At 53.1% G+C, this 26223-nt stretch carries 20 protein-coding genes; all 20 read left to right on the top strand.

Annotation, left to right across the window (positions count from 1 at the left end):
* The first annotated feature begins 199 nt into the window (after window positions 1-199).
* Complete coding sequence (gene rfbB / locus RE6C_RS07355) at window positions 200-1354, top strand: dTDP-glucose 4,6-dehydratase (protein WP_008655239.1); 1155 nt, start codon at window positions 200-202, stop codon at window positions 1352-1354.
* Between the two features lie 67 nt (window positions 1355-1421).
* Entirely contained in the window at window positions 1422-2300 is an 879-nt protein-coding gene (locus tag RE6C_RS07350) for a sugar nucleotide-binding protein (RefSeq protein WP_008655232.1), read from the top strand.
* An 83-nt stretch (window positions 2301-2383) separates the two neighbouring features.
* On the top strand, window positions 2384-2728 hold the full coding sequence (locus RE6C_RS07345) for a four helix bundle protein (protein WP_007333932.1): 345 nt from the start codon (window positions 2384-2386) through the stop codon (window positions 2726-2728).
* Between the two features lie 115 nt (window positions 2729-2843).
* The gene (gene rfbA / locus RE6C_RS07340; RefSeq protein ID WP_052034931.1) at window positions 2844-3764 is read left to right on the top strand and encodes a glucose-1-phosphate thymidylyltransferase RfbA; all 921 of its coding nucleotides are present in this window, start codon (window positions 2844-2846) and stop codon (window positions 3762-3764) included.
* Between the two features lie 334 nt (window positions 3765-4098).
* Complete coding sequence (locus RE6C_RS07335; protein ID WP_039961474.1) at window positions 4099-4605, top strand: hypothetical protein; 507 nt, start codon at window positions 4099-4101, stop codon at window positions 4603-4605.
* 162 nt (window positions 4606-4767) lie between these two features.
* Window positions 4768-5736 carry an NAD-dependent epimerase/dehydratase family protein gene (locus RE6C_RS07330; protein ID WP_008655225.1) on the top strand — a complete coding sequence of 323 codons (969 nt, stop codon included), beginning with the start codon at window positions 4768-4770 and terminating at the stop codon, window positions 5734-5736.
* A gap of 161 nt (window positions 5737-5897) precedes the next feature.
* Window positions 5898-6989 (top strand): DegT/DnrJ/EryC1/StrS family aminotransferase, encoded by a 1092-nt coding sequence (locus RE6C_RS07325; protein WP_039961464.1) that lies wholly within the window; start codon window positions 5898-5900, stop codon window positions 6987-6989.
* Between the two features lie 952 nt (window positions 6990-7941).
* Window positions 7942-9330 (top strand): lipopolysaccharide biosynthesis protein, encoded by a 1389-nt coding sequence (locus RE6C_RS07315; RefSeq protein WP_052034930.1) that lies wholly within the window; start codon window positions 7942-7944, stop codon window positions 9328-9330.
* Window positions 9331-9714: 384 nt separating this feature from the next.
* The gene (locus RE6C_RS07310) at window positions 9715-10725 is read left to right on the top strand and encodes a glycosyltransferase (protein ID WP_008655218.1); all 1011 of its coding nucleotides are present in this window, start codon (window positions 9715-9717) and stop codon (window positions 10723-10725) included.
* A gap of 256 nt (window positions 10726-10981) precedes the next feature.
* Complete coding sequence (locus tag RE6C_RS07305) at window positions 10982-11776, top strand: glycosyltransferase family 61 protein (RefSeq protein WP_039961462.1); 795 nt, start codon at window positions 10982-10984, stop codon at window positions 11774-11776.
* Between the two features lie 9 nt (window positions 11777-11785).
* Complete coding sequence (locus RE6C_RS07300; protein WP_008655215.1) at window positions 11786-12649, top strand: FkbM family methyltransferase; 864 nt, start codon at window positions 11786-11788, stop codon at window positions 12647-12649.
* A gap of 127 nt (window positions 12650-12776) precedes the next feature.
* Window positions 12777-13952, top strand: coding sequence for a glycosyltransferase (locus tag RE6C_RS07295; protein ID WP_008655213.1), 1176 nt, complete (start codon window positions 12777-12779; stop codon window positions 13950-13952).
* The gene (locus tag RE6C_RS07290) at window positions 13949-15175 is read left to right on the top strand and encodes a glycosyltransferase (protein ID WP_008655212.1); all 1227 of its coding nucleotides are present in this window, start codon (window positions 13949-13951) and stop codon (window positions 15173-15175) included. Before RE6C_RS07295 ends, RE6C_RS07290 begins: the two co-directional genes overlap by 4 nt.
* Window positions 15176-15223: 48 nt before the next feature.
* A complete protein-coding gene (locus tag RE6C_RS07285) occupies window positions 15224-16321 on the top strand; it encodes an acyltransferase family protein (RefSeq protein WP_008655211.1) in 1098 nt (365 codons plus the stop codon).
* A complete protein-coding gene (locus RE6C_RS07280) occupies window positions 16318-17385 on the top strand; it encodes an EpsG family protein (protein WP_039961461.1) in 1068 nt (355 codons plus the stop codon). The genes RE6C_RS07285 and RE6C_RS07280 overlap by 4 nt, the downstream gene beginning before the upstream one ends.
* Window positions 17386-17706: 321 nt before the next feature.
* The gene (locus RE6C_RS07275; RefSeq protein ID WP_008655208.1) at window positions 17707-18681 is read left to right on the top strand and encodes a glycosyltransferase family 4 protein; all 975 of its coding nucleotides are present in this window, start codon (window positions 17707-17709) and stop codon (window positions 18679-18681) included.
* 100 nt (window positions 18682-18781) lie between these two features.
* Entirely contained in the window at window positions 18782-20725 is a 1944-nt protein-coding gene (gene asnB / locus RE6C_RS07270) for an asparagine synthase (glutamine-hydrolyzing) (protein WP_039961467.1), read from the top strand.
* Window positions 20722-21375, top strand: coding sequence for a YdcF family protein (locus RE6C_RS07265; RefSeq protein WP_144054687.1), 654 nt, complete (start codon window positions 20722-20724; stop codon window positions 21373-21375). The genes asnB and RE6C_RS07265 overlap by 4 nt, the downstream gene beginning before the upstream one ends.
* A gap of 124 nt (window positions 21376-21499) precedes the next feature.
* Window positions 21500-22606 (top strand): glycosyltransferase family 4 protein, encoded by a 1107-nt coding sequence (locus tag RE6C_RS07260; protein WP_008655202.1) that lies wholly within the window; start codon window positions 21500-21502, stop codon window positions 22604-22606.
* 770 nt (window positions 22607-23376) lie between these two features.
* On the top strand, window positions 23377-25953 hold the full coding sequence (locus RE6C_RS07255) for a polysaccharide biosynthesis tyrosine autokinase (protein ID WP_008655200.1): 2577 nt from the start codon (window positions 23377-23379) through the stop codon (window positions 25951-25953).
* Window positions 25954-26223 lie beyond the last annotated feature (270 nt).

Below are 26223 nucleotides of genomic sequence, written 5' to 3'. Positions count from 1 at the left end.
GTCGCCACCCCAAAACACCACCGACTCACCAAGCCTAAGTGTGGGATAGCTTTCCAGCCTGTCATCCCCACCACCCCCCACCGCCCCAAACTTCCCACAACCTGTAGGCGACGAAGGCCCTTCGTCGCCCTCCAACGCTGTAGGCGACAAAGGCCCTTTGTCGCCCTCCTCACCTGCGTCTCTTTCCCACTTATATCCTATGAAACTCCTCATCACCGGCGGCGCAGGCTTCATCGGCAGCAACCTCGTCCGCATGGCCCTGACAGCCGGCCACCAAGTCCTTAACGTCGACGCCCTGACATACGCCGGCAACCTCGCATCGCTCTCTGACATCGAGTCAGCCCCCAACTACCAATTCGCCCACGTCGACATCACCAACGCCGATGCGATCGACGCCACCGTCGCCGACTACCAACCTGATGCTGTCATGCACTTGGCCGCCGAGAGCCACGTCGATCGCAGCATTGATGGCCCCGGTCAGTTCATCCAAACCAACGTCATCGGCACGTTCAACCTGCTGCAATCCAGCCTCAAACACTACCGCTCACTTGATGGCGATGCCAAAGACCGTTTTCGCTTCCTGCACGTCTCCACCGACGAGGTCTACGGCAGCCTCGGCGAGGAAGGCCTGTTCAGTGAAACGACTCCGTACGATCCCCATTCCCCGTACTCCGCCAGCAAAGCGTCCTCCGACCACCTCGCCCGAGCCTGGCAGGACACATACGGGTTGCCCGTCATGGTCACCAACTGCAGCAACAACTACGGCCCGTATCAATTCCCTGAAAAGCTGATCCCAGTCGTGATCCTCAAGTGTCTGCGAGGCGAACCGATCCCCGTCTATGGCAAAGGCGAAAACATCCGCGACTGGCTGTACGTCGAAGACCACTGCCGAGCGTTGCTCAAGGTCATTGAAAAAGGCGCACCCGGCGAGACCTACAACATCGGCGGCAACAATGAACAACGCAACATCGACCTCGTCCACCTCATCTGCAACCTCATGGACGAGCTCGCCTCTCGGGGCGAGAGCAACGAGTTACGAGCAACGAGTCAAAAAGTCCCCTCGCCCCCGGGCACGGGGGAGAGGGCTAGGGTGAGGGGGAACAACAACCAAGCTCCACCCTCGCAACTCGCAACTCGCCACTCGCAACTCATTTCGTTTGTCACCGACCGCCCCGGCCACGACCTCCGCTACGCGATCGACGCCAGCAAGATCAAGCGCGAACTCGGCTGGGAACCACAAGAAAACTTCGAAAGCGGTTTCCGCAAGACCGTCCAGTGGTACCTCGACAACCAAACCTGGTGGCAAGACATCCTCTCCGGCGACTATCAGCTCGATCGCCTAGGAACGTCCTAGCAACTAGCAACTAGCAACTAGCAACTAGCAACTAGCAACTAGCCCCTCGCCTCTCGCCTCTCGCAACATGATCCTTCTCCTCGGTTCCACCGGCTACGTTGGCGGCGCATTTCAAAAACGCCTCGACCAACTTGAGATGCCCTACCGTGCTCTCTCGCGAGCACAACACGACTACACCGACCTCGACACACTGATCGAAGTGATCCGCGAAACCAAAGCGACCTTCCTAATCAATTCCGCGGGCTACACGGGCAAACCCAATGTCGACGCTTGCGAACTGCATAAATCGGAATGCCTCGATGGCAACGCCATCCTCCCAGGAACCGTGCGTTCCGCCTGCGAACACACCGGCATTCCGTGGGGCCACGTCTCATCCGGTTGCATCTACACCGGTCGCCGCGACGACGGACAAGGTTTTACCGAAGCGGACTCACCGAACTTTTCGTTCCGCACCAATAACTGCAGCTGGTATTCAGGCACCAAAGCTCTGGGCGAAGAAGTCCTTGAGGACGCTGAAAACACCTTTGTTTGGCGACTGCGAATCCCATTCAATCATCAGGACTCACCCCGCAACTACCTTTCCAAACTAGTTCGATACGAGCGCCTGCTTCAGGCAGAGAACTCCATCTCGCACCTGGATGATTTTGTGTCCGCCTGCATTGCCTGCTGGACAAAACGGGTCCCGTTTGGAACTTACAACGTCACGAACACCGGCAGCGTGACCACCAAACGTGTGACCGAGCTGATACAAGAACACCTGCTACCGGAAAAGAAGTACGACTTTTTCGAAAGCGAAGCCGAGTTCATGCAGATCGCCGCCAAGACTCCACGCTCCAATTGCGTGATGGACAACAGCAAACTTCTCGCCACCGGAATCCAAATGCGAAACGTCGAAGATGCAATCGTCGCTTCGCTCGATCAGTGGCGAGCATCGAGCGACGAGTAGCGAGTAAAAACCACTTATTGGAGACCACTCAGTAAATATCGCCCACTCGTCGCTCGCGTCTCGTCACTCGCAACTGTTTAGCAATGTCTTACGAGAACCTCGACGTTTGGAAACGTGCAGCAAGGCTTTCCGTAACGCTCTATCAAGAAACAAAAGACCTTCGAGATTTCGGTTTTCGTGATCAACTCACACGAAGCGGACTCTCGATCCCATCAAACATTGCCGAAGGCTACGAACGAGATAGCGACAAAGAAATTGCTCGATTCCTGACGATCGCGAAAGGATCGGCGGGTGAATTGAGAACACAGATCCTCATCGGCATCCAGGCCGGCTTCCTCCCCAAAGAAACTGCAACGAGCTGGGCAGACGAAGCCCAACAGATTGGCAGAATTCTCGGTGCTCTCATCCGAAGGCACCGGAACAAATAGCGAGCCCCTCGCCCCTCGCCCCTCGCCCCTCGCCCCTCGCCCCTCGCCCCTCGCCCCTCGCCCCTCGCAACTCGCCCTCGCAACTCGCAACTCGCAACTCGCAACTTCCTCCCCACTGTCCCTAGCAACTAGCAACTCGTCTCTCGCAACTCGCGGCGTCCCGCCGCGAAAAGGCATCATCCTCGCTGGTGGATCCGGAACGCGACTTCATCCGATCACGCGTGCAGTCAGCAAGCAGCTGATTCCGGTGTACGACAAACCTATGATCTACTACCCGCTCAGCACGCTGATGTTGGCGGGTATCCGGGATATCCTGATCATCTCGACTCCCCACGACCTGCCCGCCTTCAAGCGCCTGTTTGGGGATGGCAACGAACTCGGCCTGAATTTCACTTACGCCGAACAACCCAAACCGGAAGGACTTGCACAAGCCTTCATCATTGGGGCGGACTTCATTGGAGAAGACCAAGTTGCCTTGGTCCTGGGGGACAACATTTTTTACGGTCAAGGGTTCCGCAAGATTCTCGCCAATGCAACGCAGTGCGAGTCAGGTGCAACCGTATTCGGTTACCGAGTCACCGACCCGACCGCTTATGGTGTCGTCGAGTTCGACAAAAACGGTAAAGCAATCAGCATCGAAGAGAAGCCAGAACAACCAAAGTCAAACTACGCGGTCCCTGGCCTTTATTTCTACGACAACGACGTCGTCGACATTGCCGCCAAGCTCAAACCATCACCGCGAGGTGAACTCGAGATCACCGCCGTCAACGACGCTTACCTCAAGCGCGGCGACCTCAATGTTGAACTCTTCTCACGCGGATTTGCCTGGCTCGATACAGGCACAAAAGACAGCCTCCTGGACGCATGCAACTTTGTCGCCGCGGTCGAAAAACGCCAAGGCCTCAAAATCGCCTGCCTTGAAGAAATCGCCTACGAGCAAGGCTTCATCGATTCGGCCCAACTCAAAACCCTCGCCCAATCCTACCGCAACGACTATGGCGAATACTTGGAAAGAGTGGCGAGTTTTGAAAGCTAGCCACTAGCCACTAGCCACTAGCCACTAGCCACTAGCCACTAGCCACTAGCCACTAGCCACTAGAAACGAGAAACGAGAAACGAGAAAATCCGTCCCCTCGCCACTCGAAGCGAAGCGATCTCGCCTCTCGCCTCTGGCCTCTTTTCAAAGCTCCCACCCCAACTGCCCGCCTCACTTAACCTGACTCTGCTAGCCAGCCTTTCGCAGTTCCTTGCCAATAGCCACCGAACATCTCGACAGATATCTCAGCAGCCTTGACGCCATGAGCCCGGGCCACACCAATCGTTTCACTCGCGCACTTCGTCAAATTGACGGTATCGCGAGGCAATTGCGAATGCCAATCGCCGTCGCAGGTGGCTTGGCCGGCATCCAGCACCAGACCGGTGTGACCACGCTCGACATCGACCTTGTGATCCCAAGCGGGCGATCGGATGAGTTCGGATGTGCTGCTGAAACCGCCGGATTTCGATGGATCAATCGCTCGGACAATGGATGGCACCGATTCGTCATGGATGATGTCGAAGGCGAAGTATCGATCGAGTGCCTGCCTGCCGGAAAAAACTCGCCCCGCGACGCGGAAGACGCACCGCCGATTCCGGAACCAGAAGAACTGGGCGTATCCTCAGGGTTGGGCTACGCCAACCTGACCGGATGGGTATTGATGAAACTCGTCGCCAATCGCGACAAAGACCGATACCACCTCGGTGAGGCCGTCAAACAAATGGACGAAGCAAAGATCGCGATGGTCGTCCAGCACCTGCGAAAATATCCCACGCGCTACTTGCGAGAGTTCCAAAGAATTCTGCAGGCGTGCCAAAACGAAGACTCCAGAAACTGGTAACGCAACTAGCAACTAGCAACTAGCAACTAGCAACTAGCAACTAGCAACTAGCAACTAGCAACTAGCAACTAGCAACTAGCAACTCGCAACTCGCAACTCGCAACTCGCAACTCGCCTCTCGCAACTCGCCTCTCGCCTCTCGCCTCTCGCCTCTCGCCTCTCATGAAATACCTCGTCACCGGTGTCGCCGGATTCATTGCCAACCGAGTCGCCGCCCAGCTACTGGACGCAGGCCACTCCGTCGTCGGCATCGACAATGTCAATGACTACTACGACGTGCGATTGAAAGAACACCGTCTCGAGAAACTGGAATATGAGAACTTCCAGTTCGTGCGAGGTGACATCGAAGACCGGAAATTGTTGGACGCAGTGTTTGACGAACACGACTTTGATGCCGTCATCAACCTCGCCGCTCGTGCGGGGGTTCGATACAGCATGGAAAACCCGCACGTCTACATGACGACCAACGCGATGGGCTCGCTCAATCTGCTGGACCAAATGCAGAAACACGGCATTCAAAAATACGTCCTTGCATCGACCTCGTCGCTGTACGCCGGCCAACCCATGCCCTTCAGCGAATCGCTTCCTGTAAACACACCGATCTCGCCTTACGCCGCCTCAAAAAAGTCAGCCGAGATGATGGCCCATGCCTATCACCATCTCTACGGCATCGACGTTTCCATCTGCCGTTACTTCACGGTTTATGGCCCGGCCGGCCGGCCGGACATGTGCATATTCCGGTTCATCAAATGGATCGACGAAGGAACCCCGATTGAGTTATTCGGCGACGGCGAGCAAGCCCGCGACTTCACCTACGTCGATGACATCGCCCGCGGCACCATCGCCGCGATCCGTCCGGTTGGGTTCGAGGTCATCAACCTCGGTGGCGGAGGCCAACCGGTCTCCCTCAACACCGTCATCGCCGGTCTAGAAGAGCGAGTCGGCAAAAAGGCCAAGCTCGAGCACAAGACCTTTCACAAAGCCGACATCAAGCTCACCCAAGCTGACATCAGCAAAGCCAATCAATTGCTCGACTGGCACCCCCAAACCGACCTCGAAACGGGTTTGACCGCCTGTGTCGACTGGCACAACGAAAACAAGCCTTGGGCCAGTAATCTTCTGCTGCCGTAGCCATGGAAGAAGGATCGATATACGGAATACGAATGACGAAAATTCGCAACTAACAACCGCTCTTTCTTTGCAGTATACCCCCATGCCGTTCACGCGTGCACGAAAGAACTGTTGGAGAAGCATGCGAATATGTCTATTGTCGGCCATTGAAATTTGAACTGATGAATATACCGCTTCACGTTACAAAGTCCTTCCTACCACCCCAGGAAGAATACGTTGCTCGCCTTGCCACAATATGGAAAACCGGACAACTGACCAACAACGGACAGCTGGTCCAGCTGCTCGAGAAAAGACTTTGTGAACGATTGCAGATAGATCGCTGCCTGTTGGTCAGCAACGGCGATGCTGGACTGCAGTTGTCGATTCGAGCTCTGAAACTGAATGGAGAGGTTATTACGACTCCGTTTTCTTATATCTCGACCCTTTCCAGCCTTTTATGGTTGGGCCTGCAGCCTGTCTTTGTCGACATCGACTCCGAGAGGCTGACGATCGATCCCACAAAAATCGAACAGGCCATCACGTCCCGCACCTCCGCCATTTTGGTCACTCATGTTTATGGTCGGCCCTGCGATGTGGTAGCAATCGAAGCAATCGCCAAGCGGTACGACTTACGTGTAATCTATGACGCCGCTCACGCCTTCGCCGTGGACTATCTAAATCAGCCGCTTCCAAAGTCTGGCGACATCTCAATGATCAGCTTGCATGCGACCAAGTTGTTTCACACCGGCGAGGGAGGCCTGCTGGTAGCTAATGATCCGGAATTACATGAGCAAGTGGAATGGCATCGGCGATTCGGGCATCGGGGCAATGACGCGTTCCATGGCGTAGGAATCAACGCAAAAATGTCGGAGCTTCACGCTGCAATGGGACTATGTGTGCTTGATCATATGGATGGAATCATCGAGCACCGAAGGAAGACCTGTGAAGCCTATCGTGAACGCTTGTTTACAGCGGAAGACCGTGTGCAGCTATTAGCACCTGTAACCGGGGCGACCGAAAACCACGCTTACTTCCCCGTTTTGTTCTCTTCCGAAAAACACCTTCTGAGGGCAATGAGAATCATGCGAAAAGAGGAGATTTATCCAAGACGATATTTCTTCCCAGCTCTACACCGAGCTTTTCCTAATTTAACAGGTGAGCATTCCTTGCCGGTGGCGGAGAGTATCGCCGAACGTGTCCTATGCTTGCCACTTTCACACGGCACCAGCGAATTCGACATCGAACGTGTGGCCGCAGCCGTTTTGGGAAGGTAACCAGCATTTTCACACGCTATCACGAAGCACCCCAGTTCAGAGTCAAACAAATCTATACACCTCTATTTCCACCCTTGGTTGTTGAGCTCCCCGCAATCCAATGAATTACTCCCAAGATCGTGAACGATCCTTTCTGACTAATTCCGAATTAGAATCCATCGGGCTGGCAGATTTCGGGAGTAACGTGCTAATAAGTCGGTATGCAAGACTTTACAACCCGCAATCGATTCGACTCGGGAGCAATGTGCGAGTAGACGACTTCAGCATTTTGAGCGCCGGCAAATACATCGAAATTGGTTCGTACGTACATGTGGGCGCGTTCTCCTCCTTCTATGGAAAATTCGGCATTACCATTGCAGACTACGCGAATATATCGTCACGTGTTTCCATCTTCACTGAGTCTGATGATCACACGGGCGCGACGCTGACCAACCCCACTATTCCGAATGCCTTGAAAACACATCAAACTTGCGGGTCAGTTTGCGTGGAAGAACATGTTGTCATATATACGAATAGCACGGTCCTTCCAGGCGTAATCCTGTCTGAAGGATCCGTATTAGGAGCGCATTCATTGGCTAAAACGAACCTAGATCCCTGGACAATCAATGTCGGCGTTCCCAGCAAAAAGATTGGCAAAAGAAATCAAGACCTGCGGACCCAATTGAAACAAATCGACGCGTCAAGTGCCGTGACCAGGAAAGAGCTCTAGAATTCGATTTGAATGCTTGCTCTTCGACTGTGCGAAGATATTGCCGCCAAAACCGCAGAACTTCCATCGAAAACTTGCATCAAAATAAAAAACGCCTCAATCCCCGAAAACACCAACTTCACCGGCGACCGCTTCCATTGGATGCCGTAATGCGTGGTTCGAAGTTGACCTATTGGAAGTGTAACCTGGCTTTCTAGATTGTCTATAGTGAAAACTGCACGCTCCGCGGTCCTTTGGAGCGGGATGGACATTCTCATAAGACAGAGTGTGACGTTCGCTGTCTCAATTGTAATGGCGAGACTGTTGTCGCCAGCAGAATTCGGGACCGTAGCGCTTCTCGCAATTTTTTTGGCTGTCGCGACTATCTTTACCGATTGCGGATTCTCGTCGGCGTTGATCCAAAGCCAGAATGTGAGTCACGATGACGAGTCAACAATATTCTGGTTTAACCTGTCTATGGGACTCGTGATCTGCCTGCTTTTGATCACTGCCGCACCCTCAATTTCTTCATTCTACGAGGTCCCATCACTCACACCGATCACGTATTTACTCGCTGGAAATATTTGGTTGACTAGTCTCGGCTCCATTCATTCGACGCTGCTGACAAAAAGACTTGAGTTTCGAACGCTGATGAAGGTTGGGCTGATTGCTTCGATCAGCTCTGGCGTTGTAGGTATTTCGATGGCTTTATGGAATTTTGGTGTGTGGTCACTCGTTGGCATGACGCTTTCAGGCACTGCATCGTCAACCGGCTTGCTCTGGATGCTCCATTCATGGCGCCCCCGCTTTGTGTTCAAAACCAATTCTCTCCGGCGATTCTTTCGCTTTGGTGGCTACCTGCTCGCCTCCGGGCTTATGGATGCCGTCTACACCAAAGGTTACGCAGTCCTGATAGGTAGATTCTTTGGTGTGAGAGAACTGGGTTTCTATAACCGAGCCAACACGACCCAGCAAATGCCGGTAGGGATTTTGACCAACATCCTTTCACGGGTTGCGTTTCCACTGTTCTCTGCCGCGAATGCCAAGCCGGCAAAGCTTCGGCGTGGAGCGCAAATTGCGGTTCAATCTATCACGATGATTTCGGTGCCAGCGTTATTGGGCCTGGCGGCGGTTGCTGATCCTTTTGTATTGGTGGTTTTCGGAAAGCAATGGCTTTCCGCTGCCCCAATTTTGGAAGTGCTCTGTATCGCTGGTCTATTCTGGCCGCTGCATATAATCAATCTAAATCTCTTGAAGGCAACCGGACATTCAGACCTGTTCTTTCGTCTGGAGGTGATCAAGAAAGTAATCGGCATAGCCAGTTTAGTTGTCGGAGCTTCGTTTGGCGTGATGGGCATTGCCTACAGCCACATTTTCTTTAATTGCGTTGGTTTCGCGATTAATTCGTTCTACACAGGCAAACACTTGAATTACGGGTTTCAAAAACAACTTGCGGATGTGCTGCCAGTCGTGCTGACTGGAGGAATAATGGCAGCAATTATCAAGTCGCTAGATCACCAAATTGATCTTGTTGACGCAGCCCGACTTCCTCTCTTAGTTGCGATAGGCATTGTTTCTTATGCTGGGATAGGTTTAATTCTTCTCCCTAATCAAATCCGCACAGTAAGACAAGTCGCTTCACGGCCTAGTTAAAGGTCGTAGATTGATCTGGGGCGACCTATCGCATTTTAGATTTCCCCTTTTCAGCCGTAAGAACCGCCGGGTTGGACAATCGCCAAGTCGTTTCTTCACCGAAACCAACGCGAGTTAGCAAGGCAGTGATATCTCGCGCGATGAGCACCTAGTTTTCACCAACAGAGAAATCAACTTCTTAGAATCGCAACTTCTCAAAATATCAGTGCGATGCGAGACCAATTTCATCTTCGAATTCGATTAGCGATGACAATCGCAAAAGTGCTGCAGGCGTATTCGAAAAGGCCTTGGTGCACATTCATCGATCGCATTAGGTCCCCGCAATCCAAAGCTTGCAATACATGACGCCGTTTTGCCGAACCTTCAAGCATCTTTACTGTTTTTATGCCAAACTCACTACCTCTAGTTCAACAAAACACCTATAAATCGGAACGCCCTAAAGTATCGGTGTGTTGCATTACATATAACCATCGCAAGTTTATCGAACAGTGTATCGCAGGGATTCTTACGCAGGAAACAGATTTTCGTGTTGAGATCTTAATACACGACGACGCCTCGACCGATGGCACCAGCCAGATAGTCAGGCGCTACGCGGAACAATACCCTCACCTCATCAAGTGCATCTGCCAAGAGGTCAACCAGTATTCAAAGGGAGAAAGAGCGTTCCCAAGGCTAATTGCACAGTCCAAAGGTGACTATATCGCCTTCTGTGAAGGCGATGATTTCTGGAACTGTTCACGGAAACTGCAAGATCAAGCCAAATTTCTAGCTGAAAACCAAGAGTACGCAATTTGCTTTCACGACACTGACATGGTTGACGAGGATGGTAAATTAATCTCGGGTTCACTTCTCGACCGAGCAGTGGCGGAAACGCCCGTCTACACTGCGGAAGACATTATTGGTGGCAAGCAGATCCCCACCCTATCTGCAATGTTCGTCAATCGTCCTATCCGCTTCGTCAGGCAGTACTTTTCTATTACGAACGAAGATAACTACATTTTCTCGATGCTTTCTGAATATGGCAATGCGTACAAGATTGAAGGCAACAGAGGATCTTATAGACGACACGGAGGGGGAGTTTGGTCTTCAATGCCCCAATGCCAGCAACGTTTAGCCGCGATGGCTTCCAAGCGTGCAATCACTATTGGGATTTCAAGTCAATACCGTTCCTTCGCTGCTTTTCGCTATGGTCGACACGCCGCGCGAACGTTTCTGTTTTCGTTGGCACTTCTCGAGATCAAACCAGCGGCTAAAAGCCTGCTTCACTACTTGGAGAGTTTGGTATTGTGCTTGTTCTATTCTCTTCATTACCACAAGGGACCGATCGCAGGCATGGCACGGTTCGCTTCTCTGTTGATCCCACCCGCTCGGTTGTTAAGTCGATCGAGCAAATAGAGATGGCTAGGTCCAAGAGCGTTTCGATTTTTGCAGATAGCAGATCTGGTCAATTGCTTCGAGTTGAGCGGTTTTCGCCGGTTCAATCGCATGACGAGTAACTTGTAAGATGCAGATAGCGACTTCACAACGAACCGTTGAATTACATAAGAATGTTTTCCTGAGCCGATCTGGAGTTGCCCTGAAGTGGCCGCTGCGTCTTCTTGCAGGATCCGTGTGGCCGAACCACCCAACAGGACATTTCTATCGATACGCAATGGCCAAGCGTCTCCTGTCGAAGACGGTAAGCCTCGACGACAAGAGAACCTACTCATTCGTGCACAATCATTGGTCTCGCGGCTACCATCACTGGATTGTCGAGTCCCTGGTCCGTCTGCTGCAACTCCACGATGAGGCATCTCGGCCGTTAACAATTTTAGTTCCGGAAGACTACCCAGGGTTCGCCCATCAATGTCTCGAAATGTTACGTGGCCGGCACGAAATCGCGTTCATACCAGCTAACTCAAATGCGAAGATCCCGAAAGCCTTGGTAGTGCCAAATCCGGCCTACAAGATTTTTGATCCGCAGACGATGGAGAGTTTAAGAAACTGGGTCTGGAATTCGTCACAGTTGGACCGTTTTAATGTAGTTCCACACAGACGGGTTTACATCAGTCGTCAATTTGCGCAAATGCGTCGTGTTGAGAATGAGCGAGAGGTACAGGGTTTCATGCGCGATGAAGGATTTGAGATCGTGCACACGGAGAATCTAAGCTTCGATGATCAAGTTAGAATGTTCTTTGAGACCAAGGCACTCGTGGGAATCCATGGAGCAGGACTAACAAATCTGCTGTTTATGCATCCTGGTACAAGCGTTTTGGAGTTTCGCCGATCGCCGATCGAGGGCAAGACAACTTGGAACCAGTGCTTCCAAAGTCTTGCTTTAGCGGCTGGCGTCCGGCACTCGCTGCTTGATTGTGATGCGGGATCCAATGATGCAAAGTGTCTGGGCAGAGCAAATCTGCATGTTAATCTGAAGCGATTATCGAATTCGCTCACTCAGTTAGGATAGATTGAATATATGTGGAACACACTGAAGTGGGTATTGACGCCAGGGCTGCATTACGTTACCCGATTGAGGAGATGGTTCGATATTCTTCGCAACATGCGTGGCTTGTCCGTGCGAGACTGTCTGTCACTATACACTTCTGCGATTTTCTCCTTCGCAGATTCAGTTCGGGATGTTCGTGTCTGGCGTGATCCCGTTCTCGTTCGCTCTGCTACTCTATCCGTTCAGTCCTTGGGGCTTTTTGAAGTCCGCGCGTTTTGCGATGACCTGTGGCATGTTGCTCCTATGCGCGAACAGGCAATCAGCAACCTATTGAACGAGGAGCTTGGGCCAGGCGATATTTTTGTCGATGTTGGTGCGAACATTGGGTGCTATTCGGTGCTGGGAGGTCGACTCGTTGGAGAATCCGGACGTGTCCTCGCGGTCGAGATGATGCCGCCGACCCTCGTGCAGCTGAGAAAGAATATTGTGTTGAATGAGCTTGCAAACGTGGAGGTCATTGAATCAGGACTGGCAGAAGTTTCGGGTTTGGAAGTGCCTGTGCAATTGCCAGGCGGCAAGTATGGCCAAGCGAGCTTAATTAACAGTCAGTCTTCGATAGCGACTGAGCAAACGCACTTGATAACGACGAAGACACTAGATGAAGTCTGTTGCGGTCTAGAGGAAATCAAGGTCATGAAGATCGATGTCGAGGGTGTCGAAGAACGTGTTATTCAAGGCGGTGAAGAGGCTCTTGCGAAAACAAGGTGTCTTATCTTTGAGGATCTTTCGCGTGAAGATTTAGATTGTCCTCTGACGTTGAGGCTGAATGCGCTCGGATTCCGAACAGAGATGTTGGACAAAAACAATAAGGTGGCATGGAATTCCAATGTCTAGAGACAGAGGATTCGAAGGGACTGGGAGGTGTTTGGTTGCCTGGGGTACACGGCGTGGTTGCGTTTCCGCATAAACCCGGTGCGGGAGAAATTTCCACAGCATGATCTTGAAGCGATGAAGTTTCGGCATGGAGCTTACGTTGCGAGCATTGCTGATTAAGTCAAACGATGCGTACTTCTTTTATTTCGTTTTTTGGCTGGGTGTGATGAAGGCATCTAATACCATTGCACTCCTGACTCCTGATTTGAGGGGAGGTGGTGTTGAACGGATACGGCTCACGTTGGCTAAGGAATTTCGAAGCCTTGGATATGACGTTGAGTTTGTTCTTGCTCAAGCTCGCGGAGACTTGCTGGAGGAAGCGAAACGCGACTTTCCCGTGGTTGATCTCGCATGCAACCGTATGCGATCGGTGCCCGTTGCTCTTCGGCGATATCTGCGAACACGCAAGCCAGCGGTGCTTTGCTCGGCAATGTGGCCGTTGACCGCAATTGCACCGCTTGCTGCCCTTAACACCGGAACTCGTGTGGTTGTTTCCGAACACGGAATTCTTTCGGCACAATACCGGAGTTGGGGGAGTACGCACCGCTTGGGCTTGCGTTCGTCTACTGCTGCTGGTTATCGCATGGCACACGAACGCGTTGGTGTTTCGTCTGGTGTGGCACGAGACATGGCCAAGCTGTCAGGTATGCCGGTGAACCGATTTCGCGTGATCAACAACCCGATCCCACCAAGTGCAGCGACTACGCCCGATGAGTTAGCGAAAGCGAGTGCGTTCTGGTCTGTCCCCAAGGGCGGCCGCATCATCACGGTGGGGACGCTGAAAAAAGTCAAGAATCATGAACTACTTCTTCGGGCGTTTTCGATGATGGCGACCGCGGGAACGGAGGTGCTCCTTCTTGGTGACGGTGAATTGCGTTCGGAACTGCAGGAACTCAGCAATCAACTTGGAGTTGCAGACCGCGTTATTTTTGCTGGTTTCCATTCGGATCCAACGGCCTTTTATCAGACTGCGGATCTGTTTGTTCTGTCGTCAGACTTCGAAGGGTTTGGCAATGTGATCGTTGAGTCGCTCGCATCTGGTACCCCCGTGGTGTCGACGAACTGCCCCGCCGGACCGGCAGAGATTTTGGAAGATGGCCGCTGGGGAGAGCTGACCCCCGTCGGTGACGCACCGGCCCTTGCAGCGGCAATGGACGCTTCACTCGCCAGGCAACATGATGAAGAAGCGCTTAGGAAGCGAGCGCGTGACTTCTTGCCATCCTTTGCAGCCAATCATTACCTGGACGCCTTCGGACTGCTATGACCCCGACGCTCTACATTACCCGCAATGGAATGCTGGAACCACTGGGACAATCCCAGGTTCTTTCGTATTTGCGGGGGCTTTCAACGGACTATCAGATCACGCTGATCAGTTTCGAGAAGCCGGAGGATTGGGCGGATACGGAGGCGGTGGCGAGAGTGAGGGCGGATTGTGCTTTGAAGGGAATTCGATGGTTACCGCAACGGTTTCACTATCGGCCCAAGATACTAGCTCCGGGTTGGAGCATGATGACTTTCCTTTGGTTGTGCTTAAGGGAGGTACGTCGTGGAAACGCGGAATTAATCCATGCTCGCAGCTACATTCCCGCGTTTGTGGCGATGATCACGCGGCGACTGACGGGGACCCCCTACATCTTTGATATGCGAGCATTGTGGCCAGAAGAAATGATTACGGCTGGTAGGCTGAGGCGTAATTCGTGGATCCACCATGCAATTGTCTGGGCCGAACGGACTTGTTTAAAACGGGCCGATACCGTGGTTACTTTGACACAGGCAGCGGTGATCTACTTGAAGAAAAGATACCCTGATGAACTTGATGGTCAAAGTATTGTGGTAATTCCCACCTGTGCCGACCTTGACCGTTTTACGCCACCGCTCTCTCCACCCCTCGGTCCCCCCATCTTCTCCTGCATTGGCACTGTCTTGAGCGGTTGGTTCCGAACGGAATGGCTTCGACAGTTTCTCCAGGTTGCTTCTGAGCAAGACGACTCCGCATTGTTTGAGATCGTTACCCGTGATGACGCGGAACAAGTCCGCCATGCAATCGATCCAGCGAATACGCTCGGTGCACGCCTCCAAATCTTTGCTCGCACACCGCAGGACATGCCCAGGACCGTCCAGCGCCAGACTACATCGGTCATGTTCTACGCGGGCGGCGAAACATCTGAGCTGGGGCGTTCTCCAACAAGAATGGCTGAAATCCTTGGCTGTGGTATCCCAGTGGTGGCCAACGAGGGAGTCGGCGACGTCGCCTCGATTGTTAGAGAACATCGCGTTGGTGTTATCGTAGAAAATGAGACACCGGAAGCGATGCTTGCTGCGTGGCGACATCTTATGAATCTAAGAGCGGACCCTGAGCTTTCAAAACGCTGTCGCTCCGCGGCTGAACGAGTCTTTTCTCTGGAGGCGGGAACCCGTCATTATCGCGAAATCTACCATGAGATCGTTGCTGATCGTCACTTGGATGGGGCGAACGAAAGAGGATGAGACGTCTTCCACTTTTACCTCGTTCTCTATTTCGCAGTTGCGTCTGAAATGATAGTTGCGGGAAACGCTGATCGACCGGATGCTACTCGAAATGGCAACTGCGTTACGACGACCGGCAAAACGAGACAAATTTACAGCCTGCAAGTCGGCCGGGCGGTGGCGGCAGTCGCTGTGTTGCTCCACCACTTAGCGGTGGATGCGCCACCCCTCCTCGGCGTTGATGAACCTCGCTTTTTCCAAGTCTTCCACTTCGGCTATTTAGGAGTTGATTTCTTCTTCGTTCTGTCCGGCTTCATTATATGTTACTCAACGATAAATTCGAAGCGAGAAACCACTTTTATTCGATTCGCGTGGATGCGGATCAATCGCATTTTCACGCCCTATCTGCCGGTCGGCGTGGCTATGGCCGTCGCATACACAATGTTGCCCGGCTTATCTAACAGTGCTCGGAGTTGGGGGTGGCTAACGACAGTGACTCTGATACCAACGGAGCTGCCACCGGCGCTCAGCGTTGCATGGACGCTTAAGCACGAGATAATGTTCTATTTATTCTTCGCCGTGTGCTTGAGGATCGGTAAATTGGAAAAGGGATTCATTGTCTGGGCGTCAATGATCGTTCTTTCGATGGTTGCCAGCAATGTTGATTTTGAATCCCCAGTACTGGACCAATTCCTTTCTCCAATCAACTTAGAATTCGTGTTCGGGTTTTTCGTCGCCCGCCTAATCGCACACGATAAGTCTATGCGACCTATTCGCTGTATTCTAGGTGCCGCAATCATGCTCGGTGTGTGGTGTTTTCTAGGTGCGGAGCGGTCGGAGTCGTGGATCTTTGGGTTGGCGATTGCATTCCTACTTCATTTGATCGTCACGAATGAACTTCAGCTCGAATACGAGTCCCCGGGGGCGCTGGTTTACTTAGGAAATGCGTCCTATTCGATTTATTTAGTGCACCTTCCAGTGATGGCGGTATCGCTGCGACTCCTCCATCGCTTTGAGTCGTCGCTGGGGGGCGCGTTTGGGTTGACTGCAGCGGCGTGCATGATCGCAGGGTGCGTCTATCACTCGACCTTCGAATCACCAGCTGTCCGCTTTTTCAATCGTCAACTTGACATCCGCGCGAAGTGGATCTTAGGTAACCGCCGATGATCTACGTATTGCTCTTCAGTGCTATGCTCGCGTTGCGGTATTTTTCCGGAACTGCGACAGCGGCTAATCGGCTTGCTTATCGTTGCCTACTAGTGGCGTTGTTTCTTTTCAGCGCGTTTCGTTTTGAGGTTGGTCCGGACTGGACCGGCTACTTGAACATTTTCAATATCCAGCGTTGGTCGAGTTACCTCGAGGCATCGACACGAAGTGAGCCGGGATATTGGATACTCAATCAATTCATCCTTGAGATGGGATGGTCATATCCCTGGGTCAATGTGTTTTCTTCACTAGTTTTCTTCGCGGGGCTGCACACGATCGCGAAACGACAACCCGACCCGTTGGGGTTTCTAGTACTTTCCTTCCCGATTTTGATCGTGAACATGCCGATGTCGGCGGTGCGGCAGGCGATGGGAATTGGGATGCTATGTTTCGCCTACATCGCCTTCTCCGAAAAGAAAACGGTTTTATTCGTGACCCTGATTCTGTTTGGTGCATCGTTCCACAACAGCATCTTGGTGTTCCTGCTGCTCGTGCCGCTCGTCGGAGGCCAATATACGCGCAACCGGTTGATCCTCTCCGGGCTTTTGGCAATTCCCGGGGTTGTTGCTTTGGCGAGCACACGTAGCGCGGAAGTGATGCAGTCCCGCTACATCGAATCCAATACGGAAGCAGCGGGTGCAGTCTTTCGAGTGGGGATATTGCTAGCAACAGGACTGTTCTTTCAATGGAAGCTAAAAGGAACCTGGCGTCAACTTTATCCCGACGAATTTAAATTGGTCAGCATTGGTAGTTTGATTATGCTGACTGTTGTTCCTGTCATACTTGCTTCCACCGTGATTGCTGACCGTTTTGGGTACTACTTAATTCCGATTGAATTGACTATTTTCACTCGCATGCCTTACTTGTTGCAGACCGATCGCTACCGAAGATTTTATTGTGCCGCACCCTACATCGGATTGCTATTGATGTTTGCAGTTTGGACTCAGAAGTCTTGGATTTTTCAGCTGGCCTATCTACCGTACGAAACATGGTTGTTTGGATTCCCGTCCGGCAGTCGCTATTAAGCAGTTCGGCAGGAATGATCGGGTAGAACCTCACTTAGGCGAGTCTCTCTGAGACTCGCAAATGACAGCGTCTCGAAGAGACGCCGCTACGCGATCAAGCCCAAGGACTCCTGCTCACGTGCTTAGTTGCATCATTCGACGCCCATTCGGACCACAGGGCCGGAACCGTGGCCAACGCCAACCGGCTGAAAAGTTCGGTAAAAGCAACTTCTTCTTCAATCTCTCTCAATTCCTTTTCTATTGTCTGAACTAAGTCCAAAACGGGTAACATTTGTTAGCGATGGCACCCTTGCGCCAACCACGAGATTTCGAGTGGATCCTGTGGCATCCCTGCTGTGCCAGCGCGGGTGGCAAACTAGATCCATCTATGGCTATGGCGTCTTCGACCAAAGCATTCCAGCTTGGCATCTGCGAAAGCTTTATCGCTTCGCGTGTCGAGCCAAGCGTGCCGTGACCACCGCAATGCTTCCGTCCGATAGCCCCGTGCTCCTGCAACGCTTGGCGATTCCGACCTGGGGAACGCCAGAATCGATCCTTTGCGGACGCAACAACAAGATCGTGTTTGATTTTGACGATGCGATCTTCATGGACCCCTACCTGCGTGAAAGCCGATCACGCCGGTCGGCACTGAACCGAATATTTGATCGTTCTGCTCATGTCGTAGCAGGAAATCAATGGTTAGCCAGCCACGTCAAGGCAGACACTCCTGTTTCGGTCATTCCGACCTGCATTGATACCGACCGATACGTGCCGATTTCGAGTCATACCGATCGACCGATCCGGATCGGATGGATGGGGACCGCAACCAACCTTCGTTTCTTGGAACAGTTGGTTCCTGCGATCACCGAGCTTCGAAAAAAGCATGACTTTGAATTTTGTCTTTGCAGCGATGTCCAAAACGATGGGCTGCTCAACAAGCTTGGTGCGAGCTTCGAACGTTGGAGCCCCGAACGGGAAATCGAAATACTCCAATCATTTGAAGTTGGTCTGATGCCGCTATCCAACCAAGATTGGTCGCGAGGAAAATGTGCGTTCAAGTTGATTCAGTACCAGGCGGTCGGGATTGCCACGGTCAGTTCCGCAATTGGAATGAACGAGGAAGTCGTCACCGATGGCGAAAACGGCTTTTTGGCACACAATGAAAATTGGGCAGAGCCACTCGATCAACTTCTTTCTGATGGTGACTTGCGAGCACGCATGGGAACGTTGGCTCGCCAAACGGCGGTGGAACGCTATTCACTCCCGGTTGCAGCAGATGCGTATGAATCGATTTTTGATTCGTTGATTTGCCGATGAGCTCGTTTGCGAAATTCGGATTGCCCAGGTCCCAACGCCACAAAAGTGGAGTGGTTTGCCGCTTGGGAAGATCAATCAGCTTCCGGGGACAAGCAAGCTGATGTGTGGCGTCACTGGCCTCGTTGGACTCCGCTCGGCTGACCGAATTGCCGAGATGACGGATCGGCTGATTCATCGTGGCCCCGATGGCGGGGCGACATGGACTAGCGACGACAGCGTCCTCTCGCTCGGCCACCGACGTTTGTCCATCATCGATCCGCGAGTCGTCAGCGCGCAACCGATGCGTTCGCGATGCGAACGCTACGTCATTGTTTTCAATGGCGAGATTTATAATTTCCGGGAACTACGCGCGAAGTTGTCGGGACACCCTTTTCGCACCGAGTCGGACACGGAGGTGTTGCTGGAGACCATTGCCAAGCTGGGTGTTTGCGAAACGCTTTCGTTGCTCAATGGCATGTTCGCGTTTGCCGTCTACGACACCCATCGCAAACAACTTCACTTAGCCATCGACCGGCTGGGAGAGAAACCACTTTACTACGGCGAGGTGCAAGGAACGGCCGAACCCGTTTTTGCGTTTGCTTCCGAGTTGAAGGCACTCACTTGCATTCAAGGCTTCTCCAATCCTATCGATGACGAAGCCCTCACTTCATATCTTCGCTACAACTATGTTGCCGCTCCTAGGTCGATTTACCAGGGAATCCGCAAACTTGAACCGGGTCAACATCTGATTTTCCATCTCGGTGAGGGGCATGCTGAGCTCGCGGAATCGCATCTTTACTGGGATGCACAACAGGTAATCGAGCAGTCACTCGCAAATCCATTGGTTGGTTCCGAGCAGCAACTTCTCGACGGGTTGGAGGACCAAATCCGGCAATCGGTGGCATCACGGATGGTTGCGGATGTTCCCCTGGGAGCTTTCTTGTCCGGCGGTTACGACTCAACCTTGGTCGTGGCGATGATGGCGGCTTCGGTAAATCAACCCGTTCGAACTTTTTCGATCGGTCAGCAGGATCCACTCTATAACGAAGCCGATCACGCTCGCGCAGTCGCCGAATACCTGGGGACGGATCACACCGAGTGGATACTATCGCCCGAGGATGCATTGGAAGTCATTCCAAAACTGGGGGAGATGTTTTGCGAGCCGTTTGCTGACGCATCCCAAATCCCAACTTACCTTGTCGCGAATATGACCCGGCAACATGTGACGGTGGCACTGTCGGGCGATGGAGGCGACGAGTTGTTCGGAGGATACAACAGACATTTCCGGGCCGGCAGTCTTTGGTCCCGAATCAGACGAGCTCCCGTTTGGTCTCGCAAAATGCTGGCCCACGCCATCCAGAGCGTTTCAGCGACGCAGTGGGACCAACTTTACAAGCGATTCTCTTTTTTGCGTGGACGACGTGGCGAATTTGCTTTGCCGGGTGTCAAGCTTCATAAGCTAGCGGGAGTCTTGCATTCAAACTCACCAATTGATCTCTATCAACGTCTTGCATCTGTCAACCAGCAGCCGCTGAGTTTGCTCCGAGGTGGTCAAGAACCAAAAGATCGGCTATCGGAATCAAACGATTTGATCGATAGCATGCAGTTTGAAGAGTTGATGATGTTCTTGGACATGGTGAGTTACTTGCCAGGCGACATCTTGGCCAAAGTCGACCGGGCAACCATGGCGACGAGCTTGGAATCCAGAGTTCCACTCTTGGATCATCGATTGGTCGAACACGCTTGGCGAATGCCGCTTTCGATGAAGATTCGCAATGGCGATGGAAAGTGGGCACTCAAACAAATTGTTCATCGCCATGTTCCCAAGGAGATGATGGAACGGCCGAAGATGGGCTTTTCGATTCCGCTTTCACGTTGGCTGCGAGGCCCTTTACGGGATTGGTCAGCTAATCTTTTAGATCGAGACCGGCTGTCGGCAGACCGACATTTCGATGTCGATGCAGTCCATCGCTTGTGGAACGCTCATCTGTCGGGCAAACAGGAAAACGAACATCAGCTTTGGGCTGTCCTGATGTTCCAAAGCTGGAAAGAAAGTCACATTTGACTGCCTGGGTGCTGTTGGCCGCGACGCTGGCGGCGATCTTCGTCTATGGCAATCGCATGGGTGCGGACTGGTTGGCGGGGACTCTCGAGAAGCAGTTCCGCGAGATGAATCCGCTTCAGGGTCCAGTTTTCGAACGTGTCATATTGCTGGGTGGAGCGACTGGTGAAACAGATGCCGGCGGTTTACAGGTAAACGAAAACGGCGACCGGGTCGTGATGGCCGCTCGACTGTTTCATTGCGGCAAAGCGAAACGAATCTATTGCTCGGGGATTCGTAAAGCTGACAACAGTCGGTTTGCGACTGACGAAGCGGAACAATCTCGTATCATCTTGCTAGAACTCGGTGTGCCCGATTCAATCATAGAGAAGATCGGTGGGTGCAATACAGCGGAAGAAATGATGGCGGTCAGCGCCATTTCCGCAGGAGAGCCGGTCGGAATCGTCAGCTCTGCGTGGCATCTTCCCCGGGTGCTCCGCCTGGCGAAACAATCTGGTGTTGATGCGGTGCCAATCCCATGCGGTTTTCTCTGCAATCTGAATCGTAAACGCGACTGGCGAGCCCGGACGAAAGATTTCATTCCGGGACACCGAGCTATGATGATGAACACCTACACGCTTCGCGAATACATCGCGATGGCCCTCAGTCGATGACTTGGCTATCGTCCCCTGCCTCACCATGATGTGACCGCCAATTTCAAATCCCATTCACAGCCGACCATATTGCGACGGTACGAAAAGGCCATCCGAGGAAAGGTCTAATCGCTCAAAATCCATCGTGCTCTTTGCCAACACAGATTGGTACCTTTACAACTTCCGTGGTGGACTGGCGCGTGAACTCAAGTCACAGGGGCACCAAGTCACCATGGTTTCGCCTGCGGGGCATTACACCGATCGGTTGGCGACAGAATTCGCTTGGCGAGAACTTGATCTGAGTGGCGGCAGTAAGAACCCACTGAGCAACTTAGCTGCCTTGAACCGTGTCCGAACGCTGTACCAAGAACTGCGCCCTGACTTGGTGCACCATTTCACGATCAAGTGCGTGCTCTACGGCGGTTTGGTTGCGCGGCAAATGGGTATCCCGACGGTCCAGGCCGTCACCGGACTCGGGCACATCTTCACTGATGATGGTGTGATCAATCGAGGCATCCGCAATCTCATCCGTCCGATGTATCGACATGCTCTCGGAGGCAAACAGACCCGTGTGATTTTCCAGAATACCGGCGACCGAGACTTTTTTCTGCAATCAAAATTGGTTGAGCAATCGAATACGGAGCTGATCCGTGGATCGGGAGCTGATTGCAAACGGTTTCGACCACGAGATGAAGCAAGAAGGCCCGGTCCATGCCGACTCCTCTTTGCATCAAGGTTGATTCGTGAAAAGGGTGTGTATGAGTTGCTGGAGGCTGCCAAAAACTTGCGAGAGATGGGTTGCGAATTTGAACTGGTCGTCGCAGGGGATATTTATCCTGGTAATCCGAGTTCACTCAGCCCGGCTGACCTGGAGTCGATGAAGGCTGACGTGACCTATCTTGGCCATATCGATGACATGGAACCTCATTTCCACGACGCCGATGTCGTCGTGCTGCCCACGTACGCCGAAGGGACGCCTCGAGTCTTGTTGGAAGCGGGTGCCTGCGGCAAACCGCTGATTGGAACGGATATTCCCGGGTGCCGCGGCGTTGTCGAGGACGGCGAGAATGGTTTTTTGGTTCCCCCACGCGTAACAGAACCGTTGCAGATCGCGATGGAAACGTTGATCAACGACGAAGGCATGCGGCGTCGGTTTGGACTGGCCAGTCGGCAAATCATTGTTGACGGGTTTAGCGAGACCGAGGTGGTCGCTCGAACGTTGCAGGTCTACCAAGATGTCCTCCGCTCGTAGCCGGATTCGCTAAGAATTCGGAAGCGAGGTTCAGCCGTGTACTGGATCACCGACTTAGAGGCCTAAGTCGGCTACGTGCCCATGCCTTCGCTGCGGCATCGCGGCGTCCTTCCATAGCCGAGGCAGCGATTGCTCGCACACACCCAAGCGTCGTAGCCGATTAAGGCCCTGAATTGGCCTCTAATACACCACTAGGAATCGTCAGCGACTCGAACACCTCCCAATTCGAGCAATCTGGAATCTGGCGATTCCAGCTACAACCTTAGGACAAATCGATCGTGTCCTTGCTGACGCGGCGGGTTGAGCCCCGGCAGGACTGGAACCATCCTGTTTATCTCCCCCCTCACAACCCGCAGCGTAAGCAAGGATTACACACCGGCTTCGGCGATCGACTTCGACCTTGCTAACGCGGCGGGTTGAGCTCCGGCAGGAGTTGGCCCGTCCTGCCGGTATCACCCTCATAACCCGCAGCGTAAGCAAGGATTACACACCGGCTTCGGCGATTGAATTCGGCCTTGCTAACGCGGCGGGTTGTGATTGCCCGACAGGCGATCTTTCAGTAGCCGGATTCGCCGAGAATTCGGATCACTCCTAGACGGTGTCTGATCATTCTGATCACTCAGGTCGTAAGGGCGGCAGCCTCGCAAATCGCTTCTTGCCCCCCTCTTTTCCTAGCCTGTCTGAGGCTAGATACGTACACTTAATAGCCCTTCGGTGGGAACGTTCTATTCTCACCGCTGCTCCTCCTCTTGTTAAATGACGGATTTCGGATGGAACTGCCCTCCAACGCGTCTTCTGATTCTCGCTCGCAAGGTGCTTCCACGCGTGGCAAGGAAGCATTCGCCTCCTACCCGAGCCCCAATCCCGGTGCGATGGGATTGGCTGCGCAGGGATCCTATCCCGCGATGAACACGGGCTGGCAACCCACACACCAGGCTACCAACGAAACGGCGGATATCGCCGCCGCCATCTGGCGCTATCGCTGGGCCGTTCTGATCCCAACAATCCTCGGGTTGGTCGCAGGTTTTCTCGTCTTCGTCAAAACCCCAGAGACATACCAATCGGCAACACGTCTGATGTTCGAATCAGACCGGCCGGCGGTGATGGACACGATGACGGGTGATGTGGTGGGTGGCGTTCCATCCATCGATATTTTGCGGTCTCAGTTGTTCAGCGACACCGTTCTTAACAAAACCTTCAACGACGAAAACATGCGACCATTTCGCGACAGATTTGAGAACAATGCAAATCTATTCGCGGGCTTGGCGAACGGCGCACTTGAGTTTGAGACCGATCTGCAAGGTGTCCGAGGCGCTTCCTCCATTGTCGCGAACATGACATTTGAACACACCGATCCAGAACTTTGTGAAGCGGCGATTCGCGCATTCAGCGCCTCATTCCAGCAGTTCTTTGCGGACCGCCACAAAAGCTCACGTTCGGAGCTAATGAGCTTGATTTCGGTTGCAACGGACCAGTTGCAACCAAAACTCACCGAGTTGGAAGAACGTTATCGTGAGTTTCGGACCAATGCACCATTGGTGTGGGATCAAAACGGAGCGGCCATCAATCCCCATCGCGAACGCCAGTTGTATCTGACTGAACGTCGCAGCGAACTCTTTGAGCACCTCCGCCAGAAGTCGATCGAACTAACAGCCATTCAGAGCATCGCGGATGAGGCGGAAGATCCCATCGTCGGACTATCGATCATTGGTCAACTGATTGGCAAAACCTTCGAAGTCCCTGGAAAAGCAGTCTTCAACCAGAATGTTCGTGAGGGAGATGAGGAGCTGGCACAAATCAAGCTCGACCAGCAACTCGTACCGCTGATGATTGAGCGACACAAGTTCGCGGCTGAGTTCGGCGAACAGCACCCGACGGTCAAGGCGTTGGACGCGGAACTGACCATGATGAAGAGCGAACTGAAGCGTTTGGTGAAAGAGCAGTCCGAACGCCTCGTAGAATTAATGGAGCAGAACAAAGTGGAAGGCGTGGATCCCGCGAAACGTGCAATGGAGGCCGTCTCGGTTATTTTGACTGCATCGAATGCGGAAGTTCAGCTTCTCAGGCAGCAAATCAGCGAGATCGACGCTCAAGTCAACGCGGAAAAATCCGAGGCGGTGAAGCTGGCCAAGTTCGAGCAAGACAACACCGCGTTGTTGCGTGAAATTGATCGCAACCGCGAGTTGATCAATCAATTGGAAGAGCAGATGGCTCGCGTTGAATTAACCGAAGAAGAAGGTGGTCTCCGCCTGACCGAACTGCGGGCACCAACTCGTGCTTATCGAGTGGGCCCCAACATGTTGCTGATGCTTGGAATCGGTTTGGGGGCGGGCCTATTACTTGGCTGCGGTCTTGCATTGCTCTTGGAAAAGAACGCCAACACGTTCCGCGACCCAGAGGAGATCGTCACCGCCGTTGGTGCTCCAATTTTGACACACGTACCATTCTTCAAGGGACGGGTGCGGCACAAGAAGGGCGACAAGTCCAATCCGTTTGAACACTTGGACCCACACTTGGCGGTGGTCCATGCTCCGTCCTCCGTGGCCTCGGAATCTATTCGGTCTTGCCGGACATCGGTGCTGTTTGAAATGGCTGGCATCCCGGGCGGGAAAATCATTCAGGTTACCAGCCCACTCCCTGGTGACGGGAAATCTACCATTGCGGGCAACTTGGCGTGCAGCATCGCTCAGTCGGGCAAACGCACCTTGATAATCGACTGCGACCTTCGCCGGCCGCAGGTGACCGACAACTTCGCCATGGCGGATCAGCTTGGTTTGGTCGATGTGCTCAACGGGAAATGTGAACATGTGGACGCGGCCCATGACACGCCTCTCAGCACGCTGAAAATGATGCCTTCGGGGCCGATCCCAGCGAACCCTGCCGAAGCTTTAACGTTGCCCGAAATGAGCGAGCTATTGGACGTGCTTCGGGAAGAGTATGACTACATCATTCTGGACACTCCGCCACTCTTGGTGGTGACCGACCCAAGTATCACGGCCAGCATGACTGACGGCGTTGTGATGGCACTGAAGGTTCGACGAAAGAGTCGTCCCAACGCAAAAGAAGCCGCCTCTATCTTGAGCAACGTGGGTGCAAAGCTGCTTGGAGTTGTGATCAATGCCTCCGATGAAGGCAGCAACAATGATGGCTACAAAGGATACGGTTATTACCGCTATGGACGTCACACGAATCGGTACTATCGCAAGACGGCTGACAACGGTGCCAAAGCAGGACAACGACGGAGTCCTGTGGTCGTTTCGGGACGCGGGTCTGCGGCTAGAAGTGCGAGACCAATCGCGGTGCCGCCGACGACGGCATCTGTCGAGCAAGAACGCTCGGACGTGTAGCCGGATTCGCTGAGAGTTCCGTATCGAGGCTCAGCGAGGTTCGCGTGTGTGTAGGATTGCCGACTTAGAGGCCTAAGTCGGCTACGTGTGTGCCTTCACAGCGCCTTCACGGCGACCATCCATCGCCGAAGCTGCAAAAGCTCGAACACATCGCCTGTCGTAGCCGATTCAGGCTCTGAATCGGCCTCCCAACACGATCAGGAATCGCATCAAATTCGGACATCTTGCCAATCTTCATAATCCGCCGCGTTAGCAAGGACTCTGCGTGAG

The sequence above is a fragment of the Rhodopirellula europaea 6C genome (assembly GCF_000338295.1).
GTDB lineage: Bacteria > Planctomycetota > Planctomycetia > Pirellulales > Pirellulaceae > Rhodopirellula > Rhodopirellula europaea.
The sequence above is the reverse complement of the archived record's forward strand: the minus strand, read 5'-3'. Positions and strand labels throughout refer to the sequence as shown.

Coding starts and splice junctions, on each gene's coding strand:
- asnB (WP_039961467.1), top strand. CDS start 18,782: ATGTGTGGCGTCACTGGCCTCGTTGGACTCCGCTCGGCTGACCGAATT.
- RE6C_RS07290 (WP_008655212.1), top strand. CDS start 13,949: ATGACCCCGACGCTCTACATTACCCGCAATGGAATGCTGGAACCACTG.
- RE6C_RS07255 (WP_008655200.1), top strand. CDS start 23,377: ATGGAACTGCCCTCCAACGCGTCTTCTGATTCTCGCTCGCAAGGTGCT.
- RE6C_RS07335 (WP_039961474.1), top strand. CDS start 4,099: ATGCCAATCGCCGTCGCAGGTGGCTTGGCCGGCATCCAGCACCAGACC.
- rfbB (WP_008655239.1), top strand. CDS start 200: ATGAAACTCCTCATCACCGGCGGCGCAGGCTTCATCGGCAGCAACCTC.
- RE6C_RS07330 (WP_008655225.1), top strand. CDS start 4,768: ATGAAATACCTCGTCACCGGTGTCGCCGGATTCATTGCCAACCGAGTC.
- RE6C_RS07310 (WP_008655218.1), top strand. CDS start 9,715: ATGCCAAACTCACTACCTCTAGTTCAACAAAACACCTATAAATCGGAA.
- RE6C_RS07350 (WP_008655232.1), top strand. CDS start 1,422: ATGATCCTTCTCCTCGGTTCCACCGGCTACGTTGGCGGCGCATTTCAA.
- RE6C_RS07295 (WP_008655213.1), top strand. CDS start 12,777: ATGGAGCTTACGTTGCGAGCATTGCTGATTAAGTCAAACGATGCGTAC.
- RE6C_RS07305 (WP_039961462.1), top strand. CDS start 10,982: ATGGCCAAGCGTCTCCTGTCGAAGACGGTAAGCCTCGACGACAAGAGA.
- RE6C_RS07345 (WP_007333932.1), top strand. CDS start 2,384: ATGTCTTACGAGAACCTCGACGTTTGGAAACGTGCAGCAAGGCTTTCC.
- RE6C_RS07280 (WP_039961461.1), top strand. CDS start 16,318: ATGATCTACGTATTGCTCTTCAGTGCTATGCTCGCGTTGCGGTATTTT.
- RE6C_RS07285 (WP_008655211.1), top strand. CDS start 15,224: ATGATAGTTGCGGGAAACGCTGATCGACCGGATGCTACTCGAAATGGC.
- RE6C_RS07325 (WP_039961464.1), top strand. CDS start 5,898: ATGAATATACCGCTTCACGTTACAAAGTCCTTCCTACCACCCCAGGAA.
- RE6C_RS07315 (WP_052034930.1), top strand. CDS start 7,942: ATGGACATTCTCATAAGACAGAGTGTGACGTTCGCTGTCTCAATTGTA.
- RE6C_RS07300 (WP_008655215.1), top strand. CDS start 11,786: ATGTGGAACACACTGAAGTGGGTATTGACGCCAGGGCTGCATTACGTT.